Origin of the sequence: Streptomyces sp. NPDC048462 (assembly GCF_043200175.1) — a bacterium.
Classification (GTDB): Bacteria; Actinomycetota; Actinomycetes; order Streptomycetales; family Streptomycetaceae; genus Streptomyces.
The window spans coordinates 158,011-173,706 of sequence record NZ_JBICXG010000002.1 but is presented as its reverse complement, the minus strand read 5'-3'; the positions used below and the strand labels follow the sequence as shown (position 1 = coordinate 173,706).

At 73.8% G+C, this 15,696-nt stretch carries 12 protein-coding genes and 1 pseudogene; 3 read left to right on the top strand and 10 right to left on the bottom strand.

The features are described from left to right. Window positions 1–13 precede the first annotated feature (13 nt). The 7 genes from ACGFU6_RS04070 to ACGFU6_RS04040 all read right to left on the bottom strand — a co-directional run bounded on the left by ACGFU6_RS04070 (window position 14) and on the right by ACGFU6_RS04040 (window position 8,478). On the bottom strand, window positions 14–1,234 hold the full coding sequence (locus ACGFU6_RS04070; RefSeq protein ID WP_393607945.1) for a hypothetical protein: 1,221 nt from the start codon (window positions 1,232–1,234) through the stop codon (window positions 14–16). Between the two features lie 125 nt (window positions 1,235–1,359). Next, window positions 1,360–2,991: an FAD-dependent monooxygenase gene (locus ACGFU6_RS04065; protein ID WP_393607944.1), complete on the bottom strand. Its 1,632-nt coding sequence runs from the start codon at window positions 2,989–2,991 to the stop codon at window positions 1,360–1,362. Between the two features lie 137 nt (window positions 2,992–3,128). Then, complete coding sequence (gene sph, locus ACGFU6_RS04060) at window positions 3,129–4,109, bottom strand: sphingomyelin phosphodiesterase (protein WP_393608361.1); 981 nt, start codon at window positions 4,107–4,109, stop codon at window positions 3,129–3,131. A 168-nt stretch (window positions 4,110–4,277) separates the two neighbouring features. After that, on the bottom strand, window positions 4,278–4,952 hold the full coding sequence (locus tag ACGFU6_RS04055) for a class F sortase (RefSeq protein WP_393607943.1): 675 nt from the start codon (window positions 4,950–4,952) through the stop codon (window positions 4,278–4,280). A gap of 91 nt (window positions 4,953–5,043) precedes the next feature. Beyond that, a complete protein-coding gene (locus ACGFU6_RS04050) occupies window positions 5,044–5,463 on the bottom strand; it encodes a sortase-dependent protein (RefSeq protein WP_393607942.1) in 420 nt (139 codons plus the stop codon). 125 nt (window positions 5,464–5,588) lie between these two features. After that, window positions 5,589–7,664, bottom strand: a complete 2,076-nt coding sequence (locus ACGFU6_RS04045; protein WP_393608360.1) for a sensor histidine kinase — start codon at window positions 7,662–7,664, stop codon at window positions 5,589–5,591. A gap of 88 nt (window positions 7,665–7,752) precedes the next feature. Beyond that, window positions 7,753–8,478 (bottom strand): response regulator transcription factor, encoded by a 726-nt coding sequence (locus ACGFU6_RS04040; protein WP_393607941.1) that lies wholly within the window; start codon window positions 8,476–8,478, stop codon window positions 7,753–7,755. A gap of 178 nt (window positions 8,479–8,656) precedes the next feature. On the opposite strand from ACGFU6_RS04040, the gene ACGFU6_RS04035 reads away from it, so the two are divergent. From ACGFU6_RS04035 to ACGFU6_RS04025, 3 genes are all read left to right on the top strand, one after another. After that, window positions 8,657–9,469 carry a maleylpyruvate isomerase family mycothiol-dependent enzyme gene (locus ACGFU6_RS04035; protein WP_393607940.1) on the top strand — a complete coding sequence of 271 codons (813 nt, stop codon included), beginning with the start codon at window positions 8,657–8,659 and terminating at the stop codon, window positions 9,467–9,469. Window positions 9,470–9,618: 149 nt separating this feature from the next. Then, complete coding sequence (locus ACGFU6_RS04030) at window positions 9,619–10,314, top strand: flavin reductase family protein (RefSeq protein ID WP_393607939.1); 696 nt, start codon at window positions 9,619–9,621, stop codon at window positions 10,312–10,314. 208 nt (window positions 10,315–10,522) lie between these two features. Beyond that, window positions 10,523–12,691: a tetratricopeptide repeat protein gene (locus ACGFU6_RS04025; protein ID WP_393607938.1), complete on the top strand. Its 2,169-nt coding sequence runs from the start codon at window positions 10,523–10,525 to the stop codon at window positions 12,689–12,691. Window positions 12,692–12,697: 6 nt separating this feature from the next. On the opposite strand, the gene ACGFU6_RS04020 is transcribed toward ACGFU6_RS04025, so the two are convergent. The 3 genes and pseudogenes from ACGFU6_RS04020 to ACGFU6_RS04010 form a co-directional block, all read right to left on the bottom strand. Further along, entirely contained in the window at window positions 12,698–14,524 is a 1,827-nt protein-coding gene (locus ACGFU6_RS04020) for a hypothetical protein (RefSeq protein WP_393607937.1), read from the bottom strand. 66 nt (window positions 14,525–14,590) lie between these two features. Continuing rightward, window positions 14,591–15,070: a hypothetical protein gene (locus ACGFU6_RS04015; RefSeq protein ID WP_393607936.1), complete on the bottom strand. Its 480-nt coding sequence runs from the start codon at window positions 15,068–15,070 to the stop codon at window positions 14,591–14,593. A gap of 217 nt (window positions 15,071–15,287) precedes the next feature. Beyond that, window positions 15,288–15,566 (bottom strand): annotated as a pseudogene (locus ACGFU6_RS04010) (SAM-dependent methyltransferase); the annotation flags it as partial. Between the last annotated feature and the right edge of the window lie 130 nt (window positions 15,567–15,696).

The following is a 15,696-nucleotide window of genomic DNA, read 5'->3' as shown; positions in this document are numbered from 1 at the left end:
GGGCGCGGTCAGGTCACCTGGCCGTCACGATGCCATGGCCCGTGACGTCCACGAGCACCCGGCGGTACTCAGCGGGGCGGGCCTCGAAGCCGACCCGCGCGGCCAGCCCGGCGGCGTCGCTGTTCTGGCCCCGCAGGAGATCCACCGACGTCTGCGCGAACCGTTCCGCGAGGCCGTCCCGCGCGGCTGCGGTCAGCTCCTGACGCAGCAGCGCCACGGACGCCCGGGCGAGTCGGCGCCGGTCCGGTCCGGCACGCAGCATCTCCCGGTATCCGCGGCACGGCTCGGCGTCGGCCAGCAGCGGCTCCAGCCGCCCGGCCAGGACCCGTCCCGCATCCGCCGTGCGCCGGGCCGCCGCGCCGCCCTCCACCAGCACCTGAAGGGCCACCAGCAGGGCCGTGGTGCGGGGCTCGGGCCGGCCGGGGTCGACCGGTACGGCTGCGGTGGTCTCGGCCCGGTCGGAGATCCGCCGCGCGGCGGCCATCGCCCGGCCGGCCGTCCGGGGCCCGACCCCCGGCAGCCGGCCCAGCTCCCACACCCCGGCGTCGAGCACGTCCCGCACGCTCCGGATGCCGCCCCGCTCCCACTCGTCGGCGCCCGGCCGCCCCCTGACCGCCCAGCGCAGCCGTGCCACCGGGAGCCGGGCCAGCCGTTCGTCCACCAACTCCCTGTGCAAGGGCGCCCAGGCCGCCCGTACGGCCTCCACCGCCCGTTCGTGATCGACGGCCACCGCCCCGGCGACCTCGCTGAGCCGCCGCGCCCGCAGCACCACCTGCGGGCTCACCCCGCTCGTCCGCGCCATGGCCCTGATGTTCCCGCCTACGAGACCGACGATCGTCAGGAGCAGCCCGGCCACGACGAGGGCGTCGGAAAGCCGGAGCAGCCCGTCCGCCTCCCCGTCGTACTGGCCGAGCTCGTACAGCTCACCCCGGTCAGCACCTTCGGCCCGCACGAAGCCGGTGTCCCGGCCGAGCCCGGAACCCTCCTCGTAGTACGGCGCCTTGAGGATCGGATCGCGTTCGGCATCACAGCGGTAAGCCCCCTCACGCTCGCCCTCCCCGAACGGATCGGACCACCGCACCGTGCACGCCCCGTCCGCCGACTCGTCCAGCACCGTGAGGTCCACCCGCCGCAGCTCGGGGTAGCCCGGCGCGGCGAGGTACGCACCCAGCGAACAGCCGATCAGCACCAGTCCGACCGCCAGCACCCACCGGAACACAGGTACATGCCTCATCCGGTCCCCCTCGCCTCGCCTCGCGACAGCCGTCCGCCCGCACCGCCAGCTTGCGCCGCGGCACGCCGGGCATCAAGAAGCGGGACCGGCAGCCCCGGCCCCCGGTGACTTCCTGGTTCCGGCAATCAGTTGCGGTCCGACGGGCACTGGTCGGTCGCCGCGAACAGGGCGTCGAGGTAGTCCGGTACGGCCCGGGAGGTGGCGGAGAGCGGGAAGCGGGCGCCGAGTTGTCCGTCCGGGCGTATGACGAAACCGGTGGGGCCGTCCGGCCGGTAGAGCCTTGCGAACTCGCCTGCCGCGTCGCGGTACCCAGGGCTGTCCGCCGGGGCGTCGCGTCCGAGGACGGTGACCGTGTGCATCCCGGCCGCGTCCGCCGCGCCGGCGCCGGTACTCCCCTCCGTGTACAGAACCAGTACGTGGCCCGGGTGTTCGCGCAGGACGTCGAGCAGGCGCAGCGGGTAGGCGGCGACCGGGACGGTCAGGCCGCCGCAGTCCGGGGCCCGGTCGCCGGGCTGCGGCGCGTCGGACGGGCCGTACGGGGCGCCGGCCAGGGGGCCGTCCCGGTATCCGACGAGCAGTTGCGCCTCGCGGAGCATCAGCGTCTGCGGGTCGTCGGCGTCGTTCTCCATGCCCTGGGTGGCGTGCCGGACGGTGCGGCCGACGACCTCCTCACCGACCGGGCGGCGCTCGGCGTCGTACGTGGTGAGCAGGGCGGGTCCGGCCTCGCCCCGGACGACGAGGGCCAGCTTCCAGGCCAGGTTGCAGGCGTCCTGGATGCCGGTGTTCATGCCCTGGGCGCCGGTCGGCGGGTGGATGTGTGCGGCGTCGCCGGCGACGAAGACCCGGCCCTCGCCGTAGCGGTCCACGATGCGGTGGCTGATGCGGAAGACGGAGGACCAGCGCATCGTGGACAGGGTCGCCGGACCGGGGGCCAGACGGTCGACGACGGCCTGGATGTCGCTGAGCTGCGGGGTGCGGCCGCCCTCCAGCCCGTGCGCCACCTCGGCGGTGCCCGGAGCCGGGTTCTCCGGACGGGTGGAGAGTCCGGGCGGGACGAGCATCGACATCCGGTAGCGGCCGGTGCCCGGAAGCGGGATGCAGACCAGCAGATCGTCGGTGGAACCGTCGTCGGCGGTGTGGCTGGAGCGCAAGCCGTAGCCGTAGGGCAGGTCCCAGTCGGTCTCGACGTCGGCCAGCATGTACTCCTCGGCGAAGGCCCCGCCCTCGAAGCCGAGCCCCAGCCCCTTGCGCACGGCGCTGTGCGCGCCGTCGCAGCCGATGAGATGGCCGGCCCGGACCTCCTCGGTGGCCCCGGAGGCGGTGCGCAGCCGCGCCGTGACACCGTCCGCGTCCTGGGTGAACCCGAGAAGTTCGGTGCCGCGCTCGACGGCCGTGCCCAGGCCCGCCACGTACTCCTCGAGGATGCGCTCGGTCTCGTACTGGGGGAGAGCGGCGAAACCGTACGGCACCTCGGGCGGCAGCTCGAGGTCCATTCTGGCCACCTGGCGGCCGTTGACGTGGATGAGCTGGCCGCGCATCGGGACGGCAGCCTCCAGCACGGTGCGGGCCAGGCCCATCCGGTCCCAGAGCTCCAGCGTGCGCGGCTGGACACCGACCGCCTTGGCATAGGGGAGACGGGCCGGCAGGCGGTCGATCAGGCGGCACGCCACCCCGCGGCGGCGCAGTCCGGCCGCGGCGCTCAGCCCGACCGGGCCCGCGCCCGCGATCAGTACGTCGGTGGTATGGGCGTGTGCCACGGATGCCTCCCGGTGCCTTGCCCGGCCGCCCCCTCACCTCCATGGTCGCCCGATCGGACGGGGGCGGCGAGCCGGGCTGCCCGGCTCGCCCGGGACGACGAGGTACGGGCGTACCGGTCACCGGCTGCGACCACCGGCTACCGTCCCGACGCCACCAGGGGGTAGTGGTCGGAGAGGTTCGTGTACGTGTAGTCCGTCCCCCAGCTCGACACCGTCCACGGCGCGCTCTCCTCCTTGATCACCTCGTTCGTCCATCCCGACGGCTTCGCGTGCCCGGTGCGGTGCAGGACGTGGTCGAGGTCCTCGCGGGGGTCGTCGGGGTATCGCTCGGCGGCGATCGAGTTGTCCTGGGTGTCGAACGAGTAGGGGTGCCCGGTGCGGGCGTCCGCAGCGGTCAGCCCGGCGTTCGCGAGCATCGTGGCGTACTCGGGCGAGCGGGAGTCCACGTTGAGGTCGCCCGCCACGATGACCTGTTCCGAGGCGGGGATGTTCTTCGCGTCGAGGAACGCGTCGATTTGGCGGAACTGCCGGGCCCGGATCTCGGCCGCCTCCCCCGACGCGCAGCCCGGATCGGTCGACTGGGTGTGCGTGCCCACCACGTGCACGCGCGCACCGTTGACGTTCAACTCGCCGTATGCGAAGCCCTTGTTGGACCACCAGTCGCTGCCGCAGGCGTCCTGGTAGATGTGCTGTTCCTGGCGGACGACCGGCCATTTGCTCAGGATGGTGACGCCGCCGTCCTCCGGTGTGGTGGCCGAGTAGGCGCCGCCGGTGGCGTCCCAGCCGCTCCTGCTCCGGCCCACCACCGGTGTGTGGTAGGGGTATTGGCCGGAGGCGTTGCGGGTCAGGGCGTCCGAGGCGCTGTTGTCGAACGCCTCCTCCAGCACGACGACGTCATTGCCCCGGAAGAAGCCGGCCTTCGGTATCTCGGCGGCCCGGTGCGCCTGCCCCCAGTTCGGGTAGAGGTTCGTGCTCATCAGGAACGTGTTGTACGTGAGCACCCGCAGTGGCGGGGTGTCCGCGGCCGACGCCCGGGGTGCGACGGCCACGAGTGCGGCGGCGGTGAGCACGGCGGACAGGGTCACGCCGGAGACGCGGCGGAGTGCGGAGTGCGGCACGGGGTACTCCTGAGTCTGCTGCTGCATGGGGGGCGGATGAATGCTGGGACCCATGAAAGCAGGGGCAGTTACCCGTGGGTAGACGGCAGGTGCCGGGATCCCTGCCCGCAGCCGTCCATCAGGTGCCCGCCCGCCGAGCCGGCTGTCACCGCCGCCTTCGGCGGCCCGTCACTTCTTCTCGGCGTACACGATGAGGTTGTCCACGGGGTGACCCGCGGCGTCGAACGCTCCGTCGCAGGTGATCAGCCGCAGCGCGCGCGCCTCGGTCCTGCCGTAGACCCGCGCGGTCGGGAACGCCTTCTTGCTCGCCGTCTCCCGGCCGGTGACCTCGAAGTGGATCTCGGTGCCCCGCTTGTCGCGGACGGCGATGTCCGCGCCCTTGGCGATCTTCTTGAGGTCATGGAACACGGCCCGGCCGAAGCGGGTGTCGTTGTGGCCGATGAGCACGGCGGGGCCCGGCCGGCCGGGTACGGGGCCGCCGGTGTACCAGCCGACCGTCATGCCCTTGTCGGCGGGTGGCACCTCGACCGTGCCGTCGGCGTTGAGCCCGAGGCGCATGACCGCGCTGTCGATGCCGAGGGAGGGGATGGAGACATGGACGGGCGGCGAGGCGGACTTCGCGGATCCGGCTCCGGACCCGGACGGGGACGAGGGGGCGGACGCGGTTGCCGGGTCGGGCGCGGGACTTCCGGTCGTCGCGGACGAGTCGGCGCTCCGGGCCGCGGCCGGGGCCTTCGACGGGGAGGCGTCGGAGCAGCCGGTCAGCGAGGTCAGTGCGGTCAGCGCGAGGCAGGCGTACACCGGGAGTGCGGTGCGCCGGAAAAACTGGGGCGTGCGGGACATGAGGACGGGCTCCTGGAGAGATCGGCCGACGGCAGTGGCGCCGCCCCGATGCGGGACGGCGCCACTGCCGGCTCTTTCGGCTGAGGGTTGGTCAGCCGTTGCGGCGGCCGGTGGAGCGGCGTCGCAGGACGACCGTTCCGGCGCCCGCGACCAGGAGGGCCGCCACGGCGGACCCCGTGACGGCGGTGGTGTTGTCGCCGGACGTGCCGGCCGGGCGCTCGCCCGCCGCGACTCCGCCGCGAGGCGTGCTCCCGCCCCGGACCGCGGGCGCCGGTGCGGGGCTGTCGCCCGCGGCGACTCCGCCGCGCGGGGCCCTGGTCGGCACGGCGGAGGCGGGGGCGGGGGCGACCGAGGGAGCGTCCGAGGGCGCCTCCGAGGGAGTGGCGGCCTTGGTGGGCGCGGCCGAGGCGGCGGGGGAGGAGTCGGCGAAGGCCGAGGTGGCGGGGACGCATACCGCACCGGCCACCGCGGCGGCGAGGACGGCGGTACGCAAGGACGAGCGCAGGGACATGGATATGGCTCCGTTCCAGGACGGCCTCGACGGCGCCGCGATGCGGAATCGCACCGCGGCGCGAGGCGTGCCGACAGGCTGTCCTGGAGATATGAAGAAGCTGTCAGGACGCTGTGTTCATCGCATCAGGTCTGTCCGGAGCCACGCTCGGAGCCGGTCGCCGTCTCGGAGCCGGTCCCCGTATCGGATCCGGAACCGCCCTCGGAACGGTGGTCCGGCCCCTGGGCCGGGACGTCACCGGGCGCAGGCTCCTCCGGCGGGACGTCACCGGGCGCGCCCTCGCGGTCGGCCGGCAGGCGGAGGGTGAACACCGACCCCCGCCCCGGCTGGCTCACCGCCGTGACCGTGCCGTCGTGCGCCTCCGTGAGCTTCCGTACGATCGCCAGGCCCAGCCCGCTGCCCCCCGTACGCCGGCTGCGGGACTTCTCGCCGCGCCAGAAGCGGTCGAAGACGTGGCCGAGGTCCTCCGGCGCTATGCCGCTGCCCGTGTCGGTGACGTCCACCAGCACCGCGTCCCCGGATTCCGAGCCGTACGGGCGCAGCGTGACGCTGCCGCCGGACGGGGTGTGGCGTACGGCGTTGGACACCAGGTTGCCGATGGCCTGGCGCAGCCGGACCGGATCGGCCGTCAGCCCCGGGACCGGGCGGTCCGGGGGAGTGGGCAGCACCGTCAGCGCGACCCCGGACGTCTCGGCGCGGGCCTGGTGCGCCGCGGCCACCTGGTTGAGCAACTCCTCGATCCGTACCGGTCCGGCGTGCAGCCGCAGCGCGCCCGCGTCGGCCTGGGCCAGGTCCTGGAGGTCGTCGATGATGTGCTGCAACTGCACCGCCTCCTCGTGCAGCGAGGCGATGAACGCCGGGTCCGGGTCGGCCACCCCGTCCTGCGCCGCCTCCAGCCAGCCCCGGATGTTGCTGAGCGGGGTGCGCAGTTCGTGGGCGACATCGCTGACCATCGCCTTGCGCTGGGCCTCCAGCCGCGCGCGGTGGGCGGACATGTCGTTGAACGTGGCGGCGAGCCGCCCGATCTCGGTGTCCGCGGCGACCAGCACCGGCACGCTGTCCTCGCCGTCCCGCATCCGCTGGGCCGCGCCCGTCAGCGCGCGCAGCGGGCGTACGAGCCGCGCTCCCACGAGCACCGAGGCGCCGACGGTGAGCGCGAGGACGAGAGCCGCCGTGCCCGCGATCTTCGCGGTGTTGGCCGGTGAGAGATCGAAACCGGGCACCGTCGTGCCGCCGGTGTCACCGATGAACAGCAGGGCGGGCGAGGCGACGTACGAACCGAGCTGTTCACGGCGGGCGGTGCCGACGCAGGAGGCGATGGCCCGGTCGTCCTCACCGTTCCCGGGAGCCGCCGAGGGACGGGCGCCACGGTCGCCGGGCGCTTCGGTGGGCGCGTAGGTCGGAACGGGGGTGGGCGTCTCGCCCGGCAGCTTGCTGGGGGCCGCCACCGCCGGCATGGGTTCCGGGGGCTGCCCCCAGGACAGGTCGAGCTTCAGGTGGACGCCGGCCCGGTCCTGGCGCTTCAGACAGGCGTCGGCCAGCTGGTTGAGGGCCTTCAGCGCCTTCTTCTCGGTCGCGGTCGGGATGTCCAGTTCATCGGTGGCGCAGCGCGTGCCCTGGAGGCGGTCGGGGTCGTTGCCCACCACCTGGATCCGCGGGCGCCCACTCGCACTGCGGACCACGTCCGAGGCGATCCCGGTCGCGCCGAGACAGGCCACCTTCCCGTCCGCGATCTTCTGCAGCGCCGTACGCTCCTCGGCGGGCAGCCGGAACGGCCCGACCGCCCGCGGATCGACCCGGTCGGCCGGAGCCCCGGACGCGCCCGCGGTCTCGGCCGCCAGCGCGGTGTCCACCGACAGCGGGTCGACGATCGCCGAGGCCTGCGCCGGCAGCGCGGCGGATGACTCCGGGTCGGCCGAGTCGGCGAGCGGAGCGCGCCGCTGCGTCGTCAGCGCGATCCGCCGGCCGGACTGCTCGGCCAGGTCACGCACCGTCTTCCCGACGCCTTCCCAGGTGGGATGAGCCGCCGCGTAACCGAGCAGGCTGTGGTAGATCCGGGCGTCGGCGGTGAGGTTCTGTCCCTGCTCCTGCCTGATCGCACCGGACGTCGTCTGCACGGCCAGCCAGGCGGTCGCGGCCACCGAACACGCCGCCACCAGAGCCGAGACGGCCAGCAGCCGGGCGAAAAGGCTCTTGCGCAGGGGCAGTCGGGCCCGTGGTCCGGAGCCCGCCGTCCGCTGCCCGGGGTCCGGGGCCCGTCGTCCGGAGCCGGGCGCCCGTCCCCCGCCGCTACGACGCCGCACGTGACGCCGCCTTCGCCGGGTCCGTCAGCTTGTACCCGACGCCGAAGACGGTCAGCAGCCGGACCGGTCTGCGCGGGGCGGGTTCCACCTTCTTGCGCAGGTTCATGATGTGCACGTCGACCGTGCGGTCGCTGATGTACCGGTCGAAGCCGTGCAGCTCCGCGAGCAGTTGCTGCCGGGAGAAGACCCGGTCGGGCTCGGCCGCGAGCGCGGCGAGGATCCTGAACTCACCGGGGGTGCAGTCGACGGACTCACCGCCGACCGACACCAGGTGCCGGGCCGGATCGACGACGAGCGAACCGACGGTCAGCAGCGAGTCGTCGGCCGGGTCGGCACCCGTGGCGCGGCGGCTGCGGCGCAACAGCGTACGTACCCGGGCCATCAGCTCGCGCGGGCTGTACGGCTTGGTCACGTAGTCGTCCGCGCCCAGGTCGAGTCCGAGCAGCAGATCGTCCTCGGTCGTACGGGCCGTCAGCATCAGCACCGGCAACTCCCGGCACTCGGCACGCAGGACACGCACCACGTCCAGACCGTCGGCACGAGGCATCATCACGTCGAGGACCAGGAGGTCCGGCTCCCGGTGCCTGACCAGGTCAAGGGCCGCGAGGCCGTCACCGACGAGGGTGACGGCGTGGCCTTCGCGTTCGAGGTACCGGCGAAGGAGTTCGGCCTGCTTCTCGTCGTCTTCAGCGACGATCACGTTTGCGCACACGTGCTCGATCGTAGAGGGGTTCGAACAGTGGACGTCGATCCCTTGCCCGCGGCACCCCCGAGCTGCTCTTGTGTACCCGCAGGTAACCGGCTTGCGCGACAGACCGTGCGCGTCGCACGCCGGACGAGGCGTACGCGACGGGCACGGCGTTCACGAAGGCGGTAACAGGGTGGAGCCGGTGACGGGGCACGAGGTACGGGGCAGGCTGCCCGAAGGACTGGCGGACGCCGTACGGGCGACGGCCGCGGACATCGCGGCGCTGCTGCGCGCCGCCCCCGACACCGGTCGGCCGGTCCCCAGGTCGCAGTGGACGGTGGGTGAGGCGGCGGCGCACCTGGCGCAGGCCAACCAGCTCATGGCGGACGTGGCCGCCGGCCGCCCGCGCGACTACGGGGACGGCACCCCGCAGGGCCTGGCCGCGGCCAACGAACGGGCCCTCGCCGCGTTCGGCGAGCGTGCGGGGGAGCCGCTGGCCGCGATGATCGTGGCGCAGACCGACGCGTTCCTCGACGCGGTGGCCGGGCACCGCGTGGACGAGACGCTGATGACACCGATGGGACCGATGAACCGTGCGGTCCTCGGCTCGTACCTCCTCACGCACATGCTGGGCCACGGCTACGACCTGGCGCGGGCCCTGGGCCGCCCGCACATGGCCGACCGGCGCAGGGCCGGGCTGACGCTGCCCTTCTTCGTCGAGGCCATGCCCCGGGTGACCGACCCCGCCGCCACGGCGGGCCTCACCGCCCGCTACGCGGTACGGCTGTGGGGCGGCGGCCGCTTCGGGGTGACGTTCACCGACGGCGCGGTGACGGTGGGCCACCGGCCACCGGAGCGCCCGGACTGCACGATCTCCATCGAGCCGGTCACGTTCCTGCTGATGGCACTCGGCCGCATCGCCCCGGCGGGCGCCATGGCCAGGGGGCGGGTCCTGGCGTGGGGGCGCAAACCGTGGATCGGGCCGCGCTTCCCGGAGTACTTCACCGCGCCGTGAGTCCCGTGCGGCGGCCGGTCCCGCACCCGGCCGCCCCGATACGGGGCGCCCGGCATGAGCGCCCCGCCTCCCGGCCGTTCGCCGCGCTCCATCGTCACGCCGTGATCCTTCGGCCGGCACCGAAGCGTCCGCGCCCTACGGTCGGCCGTATGAACACCGCAGCGCCAGACCGCGTGCCCACCGGCCCGCCGTCCGAACACGAGCCAGCCGACACGCCGTCCGACCGCGTGCCCACCGGCCCGCCGTCCGGACACGTGCCCGTCACGCCGAGCATCCTGTACTTCGGAACGCCGGTCGTCCTGCTCTCCACCGAGAACGAGAACGGCTCCTTCAACCTGGCACCGATGTCCTCGGCCTGGGCGCTGGGCCACGTGATCGTCCTCGGTCTCGGTGCGGCGGGACAGACCGCCCACAACCTCCGCAGCCGCCATGACCTGGTGATCAACCTCCCCGCGTCCGCGCAGTGGGCCTCGGTGGAGCGACTTGCACCGCTGACCGGGCGGACCCCGGTCCCCGAACACAAGCGCGACGCCTTCCGTTTCGAGCCGGACAAGTTCGCCGCCGCCGGACTGCGCCCCGAGCCCTCCGAACTGGTCCGGCCGCCCCGCGTCGCCGAATGCCCGATGCAACTGGAAGCCCGCGTCGCCCACGCCCGAGCCGATGCCTCCGGCGATTTCCTCATCGTCGAGGCCCGCGTCCTCAAGGTGCACGCCGATCCCCGGATCGTCGTCCCCGGCTCCCAGCACATCGACCCGGCCGCCTGGAGCCCGTTGATCTACAACTTCCGCCACTACTACGGACTCGGCCCCGAACTCGGCCACAGCTTCCGCTCCCGGACGGCCTGACGAGTACGTCGCGAGTGCGAGCCCTTCTGGCAGACCAGGGAGCATCGTGCGGTTCCTGGAACGGTCGCAGGAACAGCCAACTCCCCGGCCGGGAGCGCGGTGCGCACACCTGGCACCGCCCGACTCGGTAGATTGCATTCGCACGGTGGCAGCGGCGGTGCCGGGGAGGGCGCATCGCGCGGAACGCCGGGAACGGGGAGTGCGCCACATGCTGGATCCCATTTCGCTGACGGCCGTTTCGGCGGTGCTCGGTGCGGTCGGCTCGGGAATGGCCAACGAGGCCGGGAAGTGGGCGTGGGAGTCGACGGGCGGTTTCGTCCGCCGCATCGCCGGCCGCGAGGTCCCGGCGCCCACCGCGCCCGGCGAACTCGACGCCGTGGCCCGCATGGTGTCCGACCGGCTCCGCCAGGACCCTCGACTCGCCTCCTCCTGGACGGCGTTCGCGAGCCGGGTGGGCGGCGCGGGCCGGGTGGGCGGCGCGGGCCGGGGCACCGCCGGCGCCGTGCCCCGAGCCGGGCAGCCGGGTCTCCCCGCCTCGACGAGGTTCTTCACCGACCGCAAGGAGGCGCTCAAGAGCCTCGACCGCGAGGCGTCGCGTCGCGCGGACGGAACCCCGAGGCTGGCTCTGGTGCACGGCGCCGAAGGCATGGGAACCAGCGCGCTGGCGGTGCACTGGGGAGTACGCCAGGCGGGCCGGTTTCCCGACGGACAGCTCTACGCGGACCTGGCCGGCACCGCTGCCGCCGCGCGCGGGACGGGAACCGTCATCCGTGCTCTGCTGCGCCAACTCGGCGTACCGGACGAGGAGATGCCGACCTCTGCCGACCGGCTGAGCGAGTTCTTCCGTCTCTGTGTGGCGGACCTGAGGCTGCTGGTCGTTCTCGACCACGTGCAATCGGCAGCCCAGATCCGGCCGCTCCTCACCTCCGCGCCGGCCGTGTTCACGATCGTGGTGGCGCGTAACCCGTTCCCCGGTCTCGACGCGGTACGCGTTCCGGTCGGCCCGCTGACGGACAAGGACGCGGTACGGCTGCTGACCCGGCTCGTGGACAAGCCGGCGATCGCCGCGGCCCGTGCCACCCTGCCCACCGTCCTCGCCCGCTGCGGCGGATCGCCCTACGCCCTGCGCGCGGCGGCCCCCCGCCTCACCACCCCCGCCCCGGGCACGCCGGCCGGCGGCGACCCCGTACGGGCGGCGGCGCAGGACACCTACGGCTCGCTGGAACCGGGGACGGCGAAGCTGTACCGCCTGCTGGCGGTACGCGAATGGCCCGCCCTGGAGGCGGCGGTGGCCGCCCGGGTGACCGGGTCGACCACCGAGGACGCCGAGCGGCGACTGGACGAACTGGCGAACGGGCTCCTGCTGGAGCGCAACACCACTGCCGACGGCCGGGCCCGCTACCACTACCGCCCGGCAGTCCGCGTGCACGCCGAGGCCGCCGCCGTACAGGAGGACGGCATCGCCGCCTGCTCGGCCGCGCTGGCGCGGGCCCTGCGCTGGTACGTCGACCTGTCGACATCCCTGGCGCACCAGGCACTGCCCGAGAGCTGGCGGGTCCCCGCGCCCCCGGCCGCCCGAGGGGCACCGGCCTTCGAGAGCCGGGGCGAGGCGCTCGACGCACTGGTCGCGGAGTCCGGGAACCTGATCCAGGCAGTCCACTGCGCCGAGGAGTCCGGTGATCCGGCCTCGGCCGTACGCCTGTGCCGTTCCCTGTGGCCGCTGCAGCTCAAGGCCGGTCGCCACGAGACGCTGCTGCCCGCACTGCGCGTCGGCGCACGGCTCGCCGAAGCCCACCTGCCGGGAAGCGCGGACGCGGGAGCCCTGCACGCCCAGCTCGCGCACACACTGACAGAGCTGCGCCGATGGGACGAGGCGGAGGCGGAGGCGCTCGCGGCGGCGCGGGCCGAGGAGTCGGCGGGGCACAAGCGGGGCCAGGCGTCGGCGACGGAGTTCCTCGGGCTGCTGAGGCTGCGGCAATGGCGGTTCCAGGAGGCCTACGAGTGCTTCGAGGCGGCGGACGCCGTGCTGATCACCATGCGGGCCGATGACGACGGGGCCGCCGACGTCCCCCGCGCACGCGCCCTGCTGGAACGCCACCGAGGCCGTGCCCTGCGCGGGCTCGGCAGGTTCGAGGAGTCCCGGGACCGGCTGGATACGGCACTGGGTCACTTCCGTGCGGACGGCGACACGTACAACACCGCCCGGACCCTCACGGACCTGGCCGAGACCTGGCTGGACCAGTCGGACGTGGCCGCCGCACGCCCCCTGATCGAAGCGGCGATGACGACGCTGAGCGGTCAGAGCGCCGAGTACCACGTGGCGTATCTGCGCTCCATGCGCGAGCGCTGCACGGCCGGGGAGCGGGACAGCGGCTGAGGCGCGTCACCCGGGGGACAGGCCGACGACCCGCACCCGCGCACTCCGGGCCCCGGCCCGGACCGTGAAGCCGCCGTCGGCCAGCAGGGTCACGAGCCGCCCGGCCACGGCGTCCCCGCCGCCGTCCCCGGCACCCAGCAGTGCGTGGAGGGCGGAGGCGGCGGCAGCGGGGTCCACGGGGGCGTCGGGCGCCGACGTCAGGCCGAGGAGCCGCCCGCCCCTCGGTCTGACGACACATTCGGACGGCCCGGCCACGAACGCGGCCAGCGCGCAGCCGGGGTGGCGGCCCAGCACCTCGGCCGTCCAGACCGCCGGAGAACCGAAGCGGGGGTCGTCGGGCCGGCCGTCCCGGAAGACGACGTCGGCCAGGTCCAGCCCGTCCACGTCACGGGTGTCCTCGTGCACCGCGATGTGCCCGTCCCCGTCCGCGCATCCGGCCGCCGGCGGTGAGCCCGCCCAGCGGGTCATCGCGACCTCGCCCCGCTGCGACACCCGGGTCAGCACGTGGAGGGGGACCGTGACGGACACGGGCTCGTGGCCGGGTAGCGGCAACGGCTCCAACGAGGCGGCCCACTCCGGCTCCGCCGCACCCATCATCGAGTAGAAGAGGGACCGCAGGCGGGCCGCCGCCTGGCCCGGCACGGACGTCGTGAACTCGGCGGGCCCCGGCAGCGGCCGGTGGTGCTCGACGAGCCGGTCGACCTGCTCGCGCAGCGGCGCACCGGGATCGAGCCGGGGCGCCACCCGCATGAAGTCGGAGATCGGCGCCCCGGGATCGAGTTCGTGCAGCGGGGCCGCCGCCAGCAGCACCGGCGTACCGAGCGCCGCCGCGTAGAACGTGACCGACCCGTGGTCCCCGACCACCGCGTCGGCCGCCACCAGCGCCTGCCGCCAGCCCTCCAGCGGATCGATCAGCACCAGTCCGCCACGCCGTGCCCGGTCGAGCCAGGCCCGCACCTGGCCGGGACCGTGGCCGTGCCAGATATTGGGGTGCAGGACCGCGGCGAACCGGTACTCGTCCACGGGGAACTCACGCGCGAGCCGGGGCAGCAGCGCGGGCAGCAGATCGTCGCCGCCCGTGCCGCCGTCCCCGAAGAAGGATGCCGGATTCCATGTGGAGTTGAGGACGATCAACCGCTGCCCGGCTCTTACCCCGAGGGCCCGGCGGAAGCGCTCGCGGTAGGGGCGGGCGGCGAGTACGCGGTCGAAGCAGGGGTCACCGGCGAGTACGGCGGTCGGCGCGGCCTCGGGGCACGCGGCGCGCAACCGGTCGCACTGCTCGGGATGCGAGAGAACGAGGGCGTCCGCTACGGGCACGCCATCCGCCAGGACCCACTGCGGGGCCTGTCCGAACACGGGCACGGAACCGGACTCCGATCCGTCCCTGGCACCAGCCTCTGTCCCGGCCCCGGCCCCGGCCCCGGTGTCCGGTGTCCGGTGTCCGGTGTCCGGTGTAGCCAGCCTCTTAGTATATCCAACGCCATGCGACAGAATGGCCAACTTGCCCCGAAGCAGCTCAAGTTCTCCGCCGAAGCTGGCGGATACGGCCAGGTCCACCGGCGTCGCGAGTGCCTGTTCCCACGGCAGTACCGGCACGCCGGTACCGGCCAGCAGCTCGGCCGTGCCGGCCGAGAACGCGGAGGACTCCGGGCAGGTGGCGAGGAGCTGGATCCGCAGATCGCCGTCGAAGAGCGGGAGTACATCCAGGAGCCGGGTCGCGGAGGTCACGTTGTGCACGACGACCAGCACCCGCAGGCACTTCCCGCGGGTGGCCCACCGCACGGCGCCGTCCCCGACCGGCACCCGCAGCCATTCGGTCCGCCCCTGTGTCACCCACGCCCCCACTCGGCCCACGGGCCGCGCGACTGCCCGGCCGACAAGCCACGATATCGGCCCCCGTCAGGCGGCCATGGCCACGGAAGTCTTCCCGAGCACCCGGGCGCGGGCTCCCTCGGCCTCGCGCTCCCCGAAGACCACCACCCGCAGCAGCGCGAACCGGCCTATCCCGGCGAGCGCCGACGCCGACAGGTACACGCTCTGCTCGACCAGGGCCGACGGCTCGGACCGGAACGCGTACAGGCAGAGCAGCGCGCCGGTCGTGAAGGCGTAGCTCACGGCGACGGTCAGACCTGACTGGAGGTGCACACCCCACCCGCGGCGCCGGCTTCGGAAGGAGACCCGGCTGTGCAGCTCGGTGGCTATCACCGTGGACACCACGGTCACCAGCGCGTTCGCCAGGGCCAGCGGCATCCGGTCGTGGAGCAGGATCAGCACCCCGCTGGAGGCGACCCCGACCCCGCCGCCGCAGACGACGAAGCGCACGAAGGCCGCGACAAGGGCGTGGGGCGTGCGGGTCGGCCGGCGGTCTGGCGCGGTCACGGGTTGCCTCCGGAGGCTGTGGTGGGGCGGTAAGAAGATCTCACCCCAGAACCTACGGACCCGGCGTCCTCCCCACGACCCGGTTTTCCCCCGAGCTTCCTGGGGGTTGTCCCCCAGGGGACTACGGGGGGCAGCTGCGACGAGAGGGCGCCGGTGAACGTCCCCGGCGCCTGCGCTCCGGTGTGCGGTGCGGACCGTCGGCGCCGCTGCGGGTGCGTCAGGGCTTGCGGGCGAGGCCGCCGTGCTCGCCGATCTCCCGAGGGGCGGGGGACAGGGTGTCCGGGCGCCAGAGGGGGACGGAGACGACCCCCGGGTCGAGGAGTTCGAGGCCGTCGAAGAACGCCGCGATCCGGTCGACGGGGCGCAGGAAGTAGGGAATGGCGCCGCTGTCGTTGTACGCGTCCTGGGCCCGCTCGTAGTCGGCGTCGATGCCGCGTGACCCGTCGTTGACGGCGAGGTAGCTGCCGGACGGCGGCTGGGAGGCCAGACCTCCGACGTGGCCGTGGACAGGGTTCCCACCGTCCGGTCGCCGACTGTTCGGCCGGATGCCACCGCGTGCACACCGCACGGGTCTTCCGTCGGCCCGCCGGTTCTGGAACACTCCTGTCGTTTTCGCCCTTATGTTT